10 protein-coding genes are annotated in these 12,476 nt (G+C 33.6%); 4 read left to right on the top strand and 6 right to left on the bottom strand.

All coding sequences use genetic code 11. From position 1 onward, the window contains the following. Window positions 1–21 precede the first annotated feature (21 nt). Both GQ47_RS21790 and gdhA read right to left on the bottom strand, forming a co-directional pair. The gene (locus tag GQ47_RS21790; protein WP_035653080.1) at window positions 22–2,304 is read right to left on the bottom strand and encodes a type IX secretion system anionic LPS delivery protein PorZ; all 2,283 of its coding nucleotides are present in this window, start codon (window positions 2,302–2,304) and stop codon (window positions 22–24) included. Between the two features lie 131 nt (window positions 2,305–2,435). Further along, window positions 2,436–3,779, bottom strand: coding sequence for an NADP-specific glutamate dehydrogenase (gene gdhA, locus GQ47_RS21785; RefSeq protein ID WP_035653078.1), 1,344 nt, complete (start codon window positions 3,777–3,779; stop codon window positions 2,436–2,438). A gap of 326 nt (window positions 3,780–4,105) precedes the next feature. Between gdhA and GQ47_RS21780 the strand changes: the two genes are divergently transcribed. After that, window positions 4,106–4,897, top strand: coding sequence for a THC0290_0291 family protein (locus GQ47_RS21780; RefSeq protein WP_035653076.1), 792 nt, complete (start codon window positions 4,106–4,108; stop codon window positions 4,895–4,897). 77 nt (window positions 4,898–4,974) lie between these two features. On the opposite strand, the gene GQ47_RS21775 is transcribed toward GQ47_RS21780, so the two are convergent. Beyond that, window positions 4,975–6,117, bottom strand: coding sequence for a cystathionine gamma-synthase (locus tag GQ47_RS21775; RefSeq protein WP_035653075.1), 1,143 nt, complete (start codon window positions 6,115–6,117; stop codon window positions 4,975–4,977). A gap of 201 nt (window positions 6,118–6,318) precedes the next feature. On the opposite strand from GQ47_RS21775, the gene GQ47_RS21770 reads away from it, so the two are divergent. Further along, window positions 6,319–7,062: a DUF3298 and DUF4163 domain-containing protein gene (locus GQ47_RS21770; RefSeq protein ID WP_035653074.1), complete on the top strand. Its 744-nt coding sequence runs from the start codon at window positions 6,319–6,321 to the stop codon at window positions 7,060–7,062. 130 nt (window positions 7,063–7,192) lie between these two features. On the opposite strand, the gene GQ47_RS21765 is transcribed toward GQ47_RS21770, so the two are convergent. From GQ47_RS21765 to GQ47_RS21755, 3 genes are all read right to left on the bottom strand, one after another. Further along, complete coding sequence (locus tag GQ47_RS21765) at window positions 7,193–8,338, bottom strand: ATP-binding protein (protein ID WP_035653073.1); 1,146 nt, start codon at window positions 8,336–8,338, stop codon at window positions 7,193–7,195. Between the two features lie 129 nt (window positions 8,339–8,467). Then, window positions 8,468–9,223: an SDR family NAD(P)-dependent oxidoreductase gene (locus tag GQ47_RS21760; protein ID WP_035653070.1), complete on the bottom strand. Its 756-nt coding sequence runs from the start codon at window positions 9,221–9,223 to the stop codon at window positions 8,468–8,470. Between the two features lie 127 nt (window positions 9,224–9,350). Beyond that, window positions 9,351–10,223: an aldo/keto reductase gene (locus GQ47_RS21755; RefSeq protein ID WP_035653067.1), complete on the bottom strand. Its 873-nt coding sequence runs from the start codon at window positions 10,221–10,223 to the stop codon at window positions 9,351–9,353. Between the two features lie 224 nt (window positions 10,224–10,447). Between GQ47_RS21755 and GQ47_RS21750 the strand changes: the two genes are divergently transcribed. Next, window positions 10,448–11,452 (top strand): AAA family ATPase, encoded by a 1,005-nt coding sequence (locus tag GQ47_RS21750; RefSeq protein WP_017497457.1) that lies wholly within the window; start codon window positions 10,448–10,450, stop codon window positions 11,450–11,452. Between the two features lie 80 nt (window positions 11,453–11,532). Beyond that, on the top strand, window positions 11,533–12,396 hold the full coding sequence (locus GQ47_RS21745; RefSeq protein ID WP_035653065.1) for a DUF58 domain-containing protein: 864 nt from the start codon (window positions 11,533–11,535) through the stop codon (window positions 12,394–12,396). The last annotated feature ends 80 nt before the right edge of the window (window positions 12,397–12,476 follow it).

The following is a 12,476-nucleotide window of genomic DNA, read 5'->3' as shown; positions in this document are numbered from 1 at the left end:
AATTAATTTTATAAAATTTTCTTATCGAATAATCATTACTTTCTTCACTTTGGTTTCTCCTCCATCTTGCGCAGAAATAAAAATCATATAAACTCCCGAAGAAACTTTATATTTTCCAAAAGCGGTTGTATCCCATTCAATTGTTCCACCTTCAGATGTTGTTTCGTAAACCAAATTACCTTCTATGTCTGTAATTTTTATATTGGCTTTATCTAATAATCCCGCAACTTTTACAGTTCCCGAATATGTTGGCCGAACTGGATTTGGATACACATAAACATTACTCAAATCTTCGTTGGCTTCAGTGGCAATTCCGCCAAAAGAAATCAAGCCTTTATTGGTTGCTATAAAAACTTCGCCCGTTGTGCTATTGATTTTAATTTCATTTATGGCGTTGCTCGGCAAAGGCGAATTACTGATTGTAAAATGATATTTCGTTTCCTGACCATTTGGAGAAACCATAAAAACTCCAGAATCACTTGTTCCAATCCATTTATTATTGGCTCCATCAACCGCAATTGTGGTTATAAATTGCTCGTAAAGAAGTTCCTGAGCCAAATTATCTTCCATAATAATTATCGGATTTGCCTTTAGCTGACTATCATTCTGAAAATTTCCAACATTGGATAAAACACGCAATCCTTTTGTTGTCCCAATCCAAAGCTGATTTTTAGTATCAATCGCAAGCGCTCTGACATCAGCAACTGGGAGATTTCCGGCATCGGCACCAAAAGTCATTTTTTTGAAAGTATTATTCGTTTCATTAAAACCCACAACACCGTCACGATTTGTTGCAATCCATTTTACACTGTTTTTATCTACCAAAATACTGGCATAACTGCTAGCTTGAGCATCATCTAAAATTGAAGTCATCGCATAACTTCCCCATTGATTATTCGATTTTAAAACCTTCAATCCGTTTTTAATTCGGCTATTAGTTATCCAGAGATTTCCTGTTTTGTCAAAAGCTGTCGCATTAATACGGACATCAATATAATTTGGACCTTCAGTCGTAATCGATTCTAAACCGCTATTTTTTTCATTATACAAAAGATTCGGAACATCATTTTCTATTCGCAATAAACCTGAAAAAAATGAACTTGCATAAACTTGTTTCTCATTCTTTGGATTAACAATAACTCTTGTCATCGATTTTGCATTATAAACATCAGAATAGGGAATATTCAACCAACCAGAAGTATTGTATTTACTAACGCCATAACTATCTAAATCATATGGATTGTAATAGGTGTCATAATCGCCATAAACGGCCCAAAGAACACTTGGAGTTACATCCATTGAAAAAATATTATTTCGGGCCGGACCTGAAGGAGTATTATTTACAAATGCAGAACTACTTGAAAGCGATGATGAAAACAAACCTTTTTCTTTTGTTCCAATAAAAATCACATTCCCTACCGAAGTTGCACAGGTAAAATTTAGAGTATTATCCAATACCTGAGTATTAGAAATTTGACGAATCAAAACCATTTGATTGTTATACACATAAACAGCATTTTTTATGGTTATAAACAAATTATGATTTTTTGCCCGCATATCAACCGAAGCTTGTGGAAGTTGCGAAAATCCAACAAAATTGTTAGCGTTAAATCGATGAATATAACCCGAAGAATTAATCGCGATCAGTTCTGCATCTAAACTTTCAACACTTGACCAATCGCCCGTATTTACAACAGACCATTGCTTAAAATCATTTAAATTTGGATTTGTAATATCGGCACGCCTTATTCCGCTTGAAGTTGCAGCATAAATAAATCCGTTAAAAAAAGTAGTTTGTTTAACACTGATTTCGGCGCCATTATCTCCTATAAAATACGTATCACCAAATTTCAGGGTTGCCAAATTAAACTGTACAATTCCAAAATCGCAGGAAACATAAACCAAACCGTTATGCTCCATAAAATGATTTATTTTTTTAAGATTAGGAGCCAATTGTTTATTGATGATATCCACAATTTTAAGCATGCTTCCGTCCGATTCATTAATTACAATCATCAAACCATTTTCATAACCTACAATTGTTTTCTTAAAGGCTTCACTATAATACATAGCCGAAATAGTCTGACCTGAAAGTCCATCGACAGTCGTAATGGTTTTTGTTGTATTTGTTGTTGCACCTTTTGTAAACAAAGCATTTTCTGAGGCTGCAAAAACCGCAGTAGAAGATTCTGAAATATCTTTTATTTCGTTGAACGAAAAATAACCTTGCCATGACAATTTGTTCTGTGAAAAACTAAATTGAGACAAGAGCAAAAACAAAATATACAGAAACTTTCTTTTCATTATTTTACGTATTCGAATAAACAAATATACTACAAACGGAATTATTTGTTTTTTGTTCTTTTTATAAATAAAAAAAAACCTTCAAATGTCCGGAGACAAATGAAGGCATTTCAAAAAACTATAACTAAAAATTACACTACACCTTGAGCGAGCATAGCATCGGCAACTTTAACAAATCCTGCAATGTTTGCTCCTTTTACGTAGTTCACATAGCCGTCTTCTTCAGCGCCATATTTTTTACATTGGTTGTGAATTCCAACCATAATGTCTTTTAATCTTAAATCCACTTCCTCACTTGTCCAGTTTAGACGAATAGAGTTTTGTGTCATTTCCAATCCAGATGCAGCAACACCACCGGCATTAGCTGCTTTTCCTGGAGCAAAAAGCACTTTATTATCTAAGAAAAGTTTAATTGCATCTAATGTCGAAGGCATATTAGCCGCTTCAGTTACACATAAAACGCCATTATCAATCAATTTCTTAGCATCTTCTCCTGTTAACTCATTTTGCGTTGCGCATGGAATTGCGATATCTACTTTTACTTCCCAAGGACTTTTTCCTTTATGGAAAATCGCATTTGGATATTTCTCTAAATATCTTTCTGCTCTGTTATCTCCGGTAGCTCTCATTTCAACCATATGGTCGATTTTTTCTCCAGAAATTCCGTCTTCATCATAAATATAACCGTCAGGTCCAGAAATTGTAACTACTTTACCTCCTAATTCATTTACTTTTAACGCTACTCCCCAAGCCACATTTCCAAATCCTGAAATAGCTACTTTTTTACCTTTAATCTCATGTCCGATAGTGCGAAGCATTTGATCTGTAAAATATACCACACCATAACCTGTAGCTTCTGGTCTGATTAATGAACCTCCGTAAGCCAAACCTTTTCCAGTTAAAACTCCAGTAAATTCATTTCTGATTCTTTTATATTGTCCAAACAAATAACCAATTTCTCTTGCACCTACTCCAATATCTCCTGCAGGAACGTCAAGATCTGGACCAATATGACGACATAATTCTGTCATAAATGATTGGCAAAAACGCATAATTTCAGCATCCGATTTTCCTTCTGGATCAAAATCAGAACCACCTTTTCCTCCACCCATTGGAAGTGTTGTCAAACTATTTTTAAAAACTTGTTCGAAAGCAAGAAATTTTAAAACTGATAGGTTTACAGTGTGATGAAATCTAATACCTCCTTTATAAGGTCCGATTGCAGAGTTCATCTGAATTCTAAATCCGCGGTTTACAATAATTTCTCCTTTATCATCTACCCACGGAACTCTAAATATTATTGATCTTTCCGGTTCAGCAATTCTTAAAAGAATATTCTTTCCATCATATTTTTTACGCTCAGATATAAACGGAATTACAGTTTCTGCAAATTCTCTGACTGCCTGAAGAAATTCTGGTTCGTTTGGATTTTTTGACTCAACCAGAGCCATAAATTCATTTATTTTTTGTTCCATTTTTAAATAAATTATTCAAATAATAGTTTTTAGCTTAAAATCAATTATAATAAGAAAAACGCCTTAAAGAAAACGTTTTCGTAACAACATGCAAAGATAAGGCAAAACAATCATGAATTGTTATTTTTTTTCGTTTTTAGAGAAGAATTGTGTAATTTCTAAACAAAAATTAAAATACAATTTTACACCTCTGATTTTACATCAAATCATTGCACTTAAAGTCAGAAAATTAAGTGTTTTGTTACTAAATTTTTAATACAAGAATTTATTATTTTGATTAGACAACCTTTTTTATATATTTGCCAAGATTTGAAAGCCCAAATACTATGCTCAAACCCGTAATTATCACGCTATTTACCATTCTTGGTATCAGTACTGCAGTAAACGCCCAATCTGATCTCGCTCAAGAAATAGGAATATTCGCAGGACCTGTAACACTGCAATCTGATTTTGGTCAGAGAAACAACTTTGACACTAACGTCGGAAACACCGGATTTGGGATTGGAGTTATGCATTTCATCAACTTTTCAGCCGCCAATAACCATGAAAGTTTTTTTACTGAACACTTTAAAGTAAGATCCGAACTTTCATTTAGCCATACTGAACTTAAACATTTTGGAAGATGGGTTGACAAAAAGCCAGAAACGGTATTTGTCAACATGCTTAAAAACATGAAGGCAAGTTCAACTACGGTAGGGATTGGATCTCAATTAGAATTTTCTTTTATTAAAATACATGACTTCGAAAACACAGTTGGTAGCTTCAGTCCGTATTTGAGTCTTGGATTTCAGGTAGATTATTATTCTGCGAAAGTAGGCTCTAATTTAGGAGACCTGACACTTCCAAATGTAACGATAGGAAAATATTTAACTCCATCAGACGGAAGAGCACACGGGTTTTCTACTGAAACCGGAATTGTTTTAGCCGCAACCGGAGGAATTGGAGTTCATTACAAACTAACAAAAATGGATGATTTAATGTTTGAAACTCGTTTTAAGATGTACAGTAATGACTGGATTGATGGTCTAAATCCTAACAAAGACATTTATAAAGAAAACAAGTCAAACGACTGGCAAGTATGGTTTAACTTTGGATACATCTATTATTTAGAATTCTAGAGAAATCCCAAAATAGAAAAAATCCCAAATTCCAAAATAATCAAAATTGGAATTTGGGATTTTTTATTGCTATTCTTTTATGATAAAGCCTGCTCTAAATCGGCGATTAAATCTTCTGCATCTTCAATACCAACGCTTAATCTAACTAAATCATCAGTTATACCAACCTCAGCTCTTTTATCTGCAGGAATCGATGCATGCGTCATTAAAGCCGGATGATTTGCCAAAGATTCTACTCCGCCTAAAGATTCTGCCAAAGTAAATACCTTTAGTTTCTCTAAAAATGCAATCGAATCTTCTTTTTTACCTGAAACAAAAGTAAACGAAACCATTCCGCCAAAAGCTTTCATTTGCTTTTTAGCAATTTCGTGAAAAGGATGATTTTTTAATCCTGGATAATAAACCGTTTTAATTTTAGGATGATTACTCAAAAATTCTACTACTTTTTCTCCATTTTCACAATGTCTTTGAACTCTTAACGAAAGTGTTTTAATTCCTCTTAAAACTAAAAAACTATCCATTGGCCCTAACGTTGCACCAGTTGCAAATTGTTGAAAATGCAATTGATCTCCTAAAGCTTCATCTTTTACAATTAAAGCTCCGGCAATAACATCAGAATGTCCACCTAAATATTTTGTCGCTGAGTGCATCACAATGTCAGCTCCCAAATCTAGTGGCTTTTGCAAATAAGGTGTTGCAAAAGTATTATCTACTGCAAATAAAATTTTATGCGCTTTTGTGATTTTGGCAACTTCTTCGATATCTGCCAATTTCATTAACGGATTTGTTGGCGTTTCAACCCAAATCAGTTTTGTGTTTTCATTAATCAGCGATTTCAATTTCTCCAAATCGGTCATGTCAACAAAGTGGAATTTAATTCCAGAATCTTTATAAATTCTAGAAAACATTCGGTATGTTCCACCATATAAATCATCCATTGCAATGATTTCATCACCAGCTTTAAATGATCTTAAAATACAGTCTGTTGCTGCTAAACCAGACGAAAAAGCAAGTCCGCGAGTTCCATTCTCAATACTTGCCAAAGCGTTTTCTAAAGCTGTACGAGTTGGATTTGAAGCTCGGCTATATTCATAATCCGCCAAAGGTTTTCCTGGACTAGTCTGAATAAAAGTTGAAGTTTGATATACCGGAGGCATTACTGCACCTGTACTTGGATCATGATGTTGACCACCATGTATTACTTTAGTATTGAATTTCATATAGTTACAAATTTTAATTCTATAAATGCTGTACAAATTTACCGTTTAATTTATTCTAATCCTGAAACAAGTTCTTACCTTTGTATATAATTAACACTTTTCGACATAAAACTACTGTCTGTCAGACTTTTGCGAAATTAAAATTTCATTTCCAAAAAAAGTACTACCTTTTATGTCTGCTAACAAATAACTTTCACATATATGAAACATTATACTTCTTTAGTCTTTTTGTTTTTGATATTCACAAGTTGTAACAAAGAGCTTTCATTTGAAAATGAGACGTTTGAAAAAAAATCTACTATTCCCTGCAAAAGCGATTGTCCTGTAATCACTATTGAAGTTCCAATTGCAAAAAATGTAAAAATTACTGCAGACAGTATCAATAAAAAAGTTTTCAAAGTCATAAAAGAGATTGTTTATTTTGACGAAAATCCTGCAAAAGCAACCAATTACAATATCCTCACAGAATCATTTATTTCTTCTTATGAAGAAATGCATAAAAAATTTCCAACTGAGACTTTTGGTTGGGAAGGAAAAATTATAGGAAATGTCGAATTTCATTCTGAAGAAATTTTAAACATTAAAATTGACCACTACACTTTTACCGGCGGCGCACATGGTTATCAAGGCTTTAAATCGTTATTATTTGATCCAAAAACCGGAAAAACAATTTTTAACGATCAATTATTCAAAAAAGAAAAAGCATTTAAGGCTTTCGCCGAAAAAAAATTCAGAGAGAAATATAAAATTCCTGCTAAAGCAAATATCAATGCAACAGGTTTAATGTTTGAAAACGACAAATTTCAATTGCCACAAAATATTTTTTATACTGAAGAAGGCCTTCTGTTATACTACAACTCCTATGAAGCCGCTTCTTATGCTGATGGCCCAAAAGAAATCTTATTTCCGTATGATGAAATAAACCAATATTTGAAATATCATTAAAAAGATTCTAAGGTTCTAAGTTGCTAAGATTCTAAGTTTTTTTACTCAAATTTAAAAGTTTATTGCACTGCAGTGCGTCTCTATAGAAAACCTTTGCACCTCTGTTACTTTGTACCTTTGTGCCTTTTTTTTACTGAACATCATATTTCATTTTTCGCAGAATTCGGAGCGCTTCTTTAAAAGACAAATAGACTTGCGGAAAAGGTTTTAAAAGTAATTTTGAATCGATCAGTTTTTGTTTGGCTTCATCAAAACCATTCAGATAACAAATCATAAAAGTAGAAGGAAGATTTTCCAGATCGATCAATTCTCGTTCAGACAAAACTATTCCTTTTTGCAATTTTTGAAGCAATGCCATATTTGAATTGTAAATATGATAAAGCATTTTGCGATTGAATTCGGGAGGATGAAAAAGTATTTTTCGATCGATTTTATAATAACCATTATCAAAAAAACGAATGGTTTGTTCTTCTAGCGGATAGTAACTTGTTTTGTCATTTAATCCAAGCGGAACATACTCTGTAATCGTAAAACTATCATCGTCAAAAATTATCGTTACAACATCCTGAGCCGAGTAAAAAAGTTTAATTTGCTCGTTGATTAACTCAATATCAACACGGGAAAGAAAGGTTTTATCACGGGATTTTTTAGGAACTCCTGCCCAGCAAATCACAAATAATTCTTTAAAAACACGATATTTCGGCGACATATCTTTGTGCCTGAAATTCATAAAATCAATAACGCCGTCAAGTGTATACTGAATACTGTTTCGGGAATTATTTTCGATACCAATTACGGTTTCGGTATTTTGATAATTCTTCTCTACTTCTTCATGATTTTCTAAAGGAATTGAATTACTTCCGCGCCTAACAAAAATGCTATTTGCAAGAATCGTATGAATACCTTTTTTAAAATAAGAGATTTTGCTTTTCGGCTTAATGGTAACCAATCCGATTACTTTATCTTTGGGAAGATTTGGAAACGGTACATTTTCATATTGAATTTTTGGTGGATTTTCCAAAAAAGCATTTACCAGATTCTGAATTCGGCTGTCATCGAAAAAATCGTCGCCAACAATTTCATTATCCTGATCTTCAACACCAACAACAATATAAGAGTTATTCGTTGGATTTGAATTTGACAATGCGCAAATATGCTTCAGGAACTTTCCTTTTCCTTCGCGCGTATGCAAATTCAGCTGCCTTTTTTTATCATAAAAACTACTCTCGTCATTGTGAGCAAGTAAATTCTTTATCAAAAGGCGCTTATTAATCATGATCTAATTTTTTTCTGTCGCTACACTAATTTACACTAATTAAAAACTCGTAATCATTTTAATTCCAATCCATAACCTTAAAACGTAAAAAAGACGCACTGCTGTGCGTCTCTACAATAAAATTTTCTATCAAATATTTTTCTTGACAATTGTCGCTGAGGCTTGAGCCGTAGGGAAAACAATTAAATCTGCAATATTAACATGATACTTTCTTGAAACTACAAAATGAATAATATCTGCAATATCTTCTGCCTGAAGCGCATCTAAACCTTTATACACATTTGACGCTCTGTCGGCATCGCCTTTAAAACGAACTTCACTAAATTCAGTTTCTACCATTCCTGGATGAATTGCACCAACTCTAATTCCGTACGGATTCAAATCCATTCGCATTCCGTTGTTGATGGCATCTACAGCATGTTTTGAAGCACAATAAACGTTCCCGTTTGGATAAACTTCTTTCCCTGCAATTGATCCGATATTGATAATATGTCCCGCTTTTCTTTCAATCATCTGTGGAATAATTGCTTTAGAAACATACAAAAGACCTTTTACATTAATATCAATCATGGCATCCCAATCATCAATATCTCCATTCTGAATCGGATCTAAACCGTGTGCATTTCCAGCATTATTGATTAAAACATCAATTGTTGAAAAATCTTCTGGCAAAGAATTAATTTCTAAGAAAACGGCATCTTTATCCCGAACATCAAAAGATAAAGAATGTACTTCTGTAAAAGCCGAAAGTTCTTTTTCCAATTCTTCTAAACGGTCCTTGCGTCTTCCGCAAAGGATAACTTTATAATTGTTTTTTGCCAATATTTGTGCGGTTGCTTTTCCAATTCCGCTTGTTGCTCCAGTAATTAGGGCTGTTTTTTTCATTCTTGTTTTTTATTTTTTAACCACAGATTTTACAGATTACAATAATTTTATATCTGTGCAAATCCGTTTAATCTGTAAAATCTGTGGCCAATATTTTTTTAATGGCATTTTAGCTGAATACTAAAAATTAAGGCACATCGTCGCCCATACTTTCTGTCCAGATGGCGAACCAGTCTTCTTTGTCCATATCCAATTCAACCGCTTTTAATAAAGATTGAATTCTGGCAACGTTAACAGTTCCTGCAATTGGAATAACTCCTGCCGGATGTTTTAAAATCCAAGCTAATAAAAGTGTATCTGCACCTAAATGATATTTTTCCAAAAGCACTGAAAACAGTTTTTTCAATCGGCGTGTTTTTTTGGTATCTTCTCTAAAAACAGTTCCAAGCGGATTCCAAGACAACGGACGAATTCCATGCGTTTGCATATAATCCAAACTTCCGTCGGTCATTGCTTCAAAATGCGTTGCCGAAAATTGCACTTGGTTAAAACTTACTTCTGTTTTCTGGCGAATTAATTCGGTTTGAGAACTTGTAAAATTCGAAAGTCCGAAATCAATAATTTTTCCTTCCGATTTTAATTTTTCAACTGCTTCAGCAATTTCATCAGCCTGCATCAGCGGACTTGGTCTGTGCAATAAAAAAACGTCGATAAAATCTGTTTTGAGTTTCTTCAGTGATTCTTCTACAGACCAAATTATATAGTCTTTAGAATAATCATAATGTTTGATTTTTGTGTTGCGGTTTTCATTCACCAACTGAATACCGCATTTTGTAATTAATTGTACTTTTTCGCGGGAAATTTTACTTGCTTTAAATGCTTTTCCAAATTCAGCTTCGGTGGTATAGTCGCCATAAATATCGGCGTGATCAAAAGTGGTAATTTTGTTTTCGATACTAATTTGTATCAAGTTTTCCATTTCTTTAGCCGAAAGGTTTTTGTCCCAGATTCCCCAATTCATAGTGCCTGAAATAATAGGCGATAATGTTGTTTTGCTCATGGTTATATTGCGTTATTTTTGGTAATAAATATGCTTTTTAAAAACATATCCATCAAAGTTCTTAAAAATATAAAAATAGATTCACAATTCGTCCTTAAAATTAGGTGTTTGGTCGAAGTTTTAACCATTCTTTAACATCTTACTTCTCAAAAAATATTCAATTTGCACTCTCAAAAACCGGACGTAAAAATCAAGAGTTTAAAAAAGCTTTTAAAAACATTTATATGGAAGAAAATACAACGACTTTAGACATTAGAGCGATCAATGAAAAAATTGAAAGAGAAAGTGCTTTTATAGACCTTCTTACAATGGAAATGAACAAAGTTATTGTGGGCCAGAAACACATGGTCGAACGTTTATTAATTGGTCTTTTAGGACAAGGTCACATTTTACTTGAAGGAGTTCCTGGTTTGGCCAAGACTTTAGCTATTAACACGCTATCTCAAGCGGTTCAGGGTTCTTTCAGCCGTATCCAGTTTACGCCCGATTTATTGCCTGCCGATGTTATCGGAACGATGATTTACAATATTAAAGCAAACGAATTCTCTATTAAAAAAGGACCGATCTTTGCTAATTTCGTACTTGCGGATGAGATCAACCGTGCTCCTGCAAAAGTACAATCTGCACTTCTTGAGGCGATGCAGGAAAAACAAGTAACAATTGGTGATACAACTTTCAAATTAGATCGTCCATTTTTAGTATTAGCAACTCAAAACCCAGTTGAACAAGAAGGAACATACCAGCTTCCTGAAGCTCAGGTTGACCGTTTCATGCTAAAAACTGTTATCGATTATCCAAAAATTGACGAAGAGCGTTTTGTAATTCGCCAAAACTTAAAAGGATCTTACGAAAAAGTAAACCCAGTGGTTTCTGTAGAACAAATTTTACGTGCACAAGAAGCTGTTCGTGAAGTTTATATGGATGAAAAAATTGAGAAATATATCTTAGATATCATTTTTGCTACACGTTACCCAGAAAAATACAAATTAGCCGATTTAAAACCGCTTATCAGTTTTGGAGCTTCTCCTCGTGGAAGTATCAACTTGGCTAATGCTGCTAAATGTTATGCTTTCATCAAACGTCGTGGTTATGTAATTCCAGAAGACGTTCGTGCAGTTGTTCACGATGTTTTACGTCACAGAGTTGGAATCACTTACGAAGCAGAAGCAGAAAACATTACTTCTGTAGACATTATCAACAAAATCGTTAACGAGATTGAGGTACCTTAAAAATTTGTTTCAAGTTTCAAGTTTCAGGTTGTTGCAAGACAAACTTGAAACTTTTAAACTTTAAACTTTAAACAAATAGAATGGATACAAAAGAGCTTTTAAAAAAAGTACGGAAAATAGAAATCAAGACCAAAAGATTGAGCAATCACATCTTTTCAGGAGAATACCACTCTTCATTTAAAGGACGAGGAATGACGTTTAGCGAGGTGCGTCAATACCAATACGGAGATGATATTCGTAACATCGATTGGAACGTAACCGCACGCTACAACGAAGCTCACGTTAAAGTATTTGAAGAAGAACGCGAATTGACCATGGTTTTAATGGTTGACATTTCGGGTTCTGAAGGTTTTGGTTCAAAAACTCAGTTTAAAAAAGACATCGTAACCGAAATTGCGGCAACGATGGCTTTTTCGGCTACACAAAACAACGATAAAATTGGATTGATTTTATTTTCTGATAATGTTGAGTTGTATATTCCACCAAAAAAAGGCCGTTCACACGTTTTAAGAATTATTCGTGAATTAATCGAATTTGAACCAAAGAGCCACAAAACTGATATTTCTGAAGCTTTAAAATTTTTATCAGGAACTCAGAAAAAGAAAGCCATTGTTTTTATGATTTCAGATTTCATGTCTGAAAATTATGAGCAAACTTTAAAAATTGCTTCAAAAAAACATGACCTTACCGGAGTTCGCGTGTATGATATCCGTGAGGAAAAAATTCCAAATTTGGGAATGGTAAACATGCTGGATGCTGAGACTGGAAAAACAATTTTGGTTGATACAGGTTCAAAAACAGTTCGAATGAACTATGAAAAACATTATCACGAAAGAGTAAATTATTTTAAGGAAACTTTCAGCAAATCTGGCGCTGGCGTGGTAAACACAAGAGTCGATGAAAATTATGTAACTAAATTATTAGGCTATTTCAAGTCTAGATAATTATCCCGAAACTTCGGGATTAGAGGGTTAGAATATTAGATTTTAAAATATCGTTTTTCAATTATAAAAAATATAATCTG

The organism is Flavobacterium sp. ASV13 (assembly GCF_000745775.1).
Taxonomy (GTDB): Bacteria; Bacteroidota; Bacteroidia; order Flavobacteriales; family Flavobacteriaceae; genus Flavobacterium.
Note: the sequence above shows the minus strand (reverse complement) of the source record. Positions and strands in the feature narration are given on the sequence as shown.

Coding starts and splice junctions, on each gene's coding strand:
- GQ47_RS21755 (WP_035653067.1), bottom strand. CDS start 10,223: ATGAGCAAAACAACATTATCGCCTATTATTTCAGGCACTATGAATTGG.
- GQ47_RS21780 (WP_035653076.1), top strand. CDS start 4,106: ATGCTCAAACCCGTAATTATCACGCTATTTACCATTCTTGGTATCAGT.
- GQ47_RS21775 (WP_035653075.1), bottom strand. CDS start 6,117: ATGAAATTCAATACTAAAGTAATACATGGTGGTCAACATCATGATCCA.
- GQ47_RS21745 (WP_035653065.1), top strand. CDS start 11,533: ATGGATACAAAAGAGCTTTTAAAAAAAGTACGGAAAATAGAAATCAAG.
- gdhA (WP_035653078.1), bottom strand. CDS start 3,779: ATGGAACAAAAAATAAATGAATTTATGGCTCTGGTTGAGTCAAAAAAT.
- GQ47_RS21770 (WP_035653074.1), top strand. CDS start 6,319: ATGAAACATTATACTTCTTTAGTCTTTTTGTTTTTGATATTCACAAGT.
- GQ47_RS21760 (WP_035653070.1), bottom strand. CDS start 9,223: ATGAAAAAAACAGCCCTAATTACTGGAGCAACAAGCGGAATTGGAAAA.
- GQ47_RS21790 (WP_035653080.1), bottom strand. CDS start 2,304: ATGAAAAGAAAGTTTCTGTATATTTTGTTTTTGCTCTTGTCTCAATTT.
- GQ47_RS21765 (WP_035653073.1), bottom strand. CDS start 8,338: ATGATTAATAAGCGCCTTTTGATAAAGAATTTACTTGCTCACAATGAC.
- GQ47_RS21750 (WP_017497457.1), top strand. CDS start 10,448: ATGGAAGAAAATACAACGACTTTAGACATTAGAGCGATCAATGAAAAA.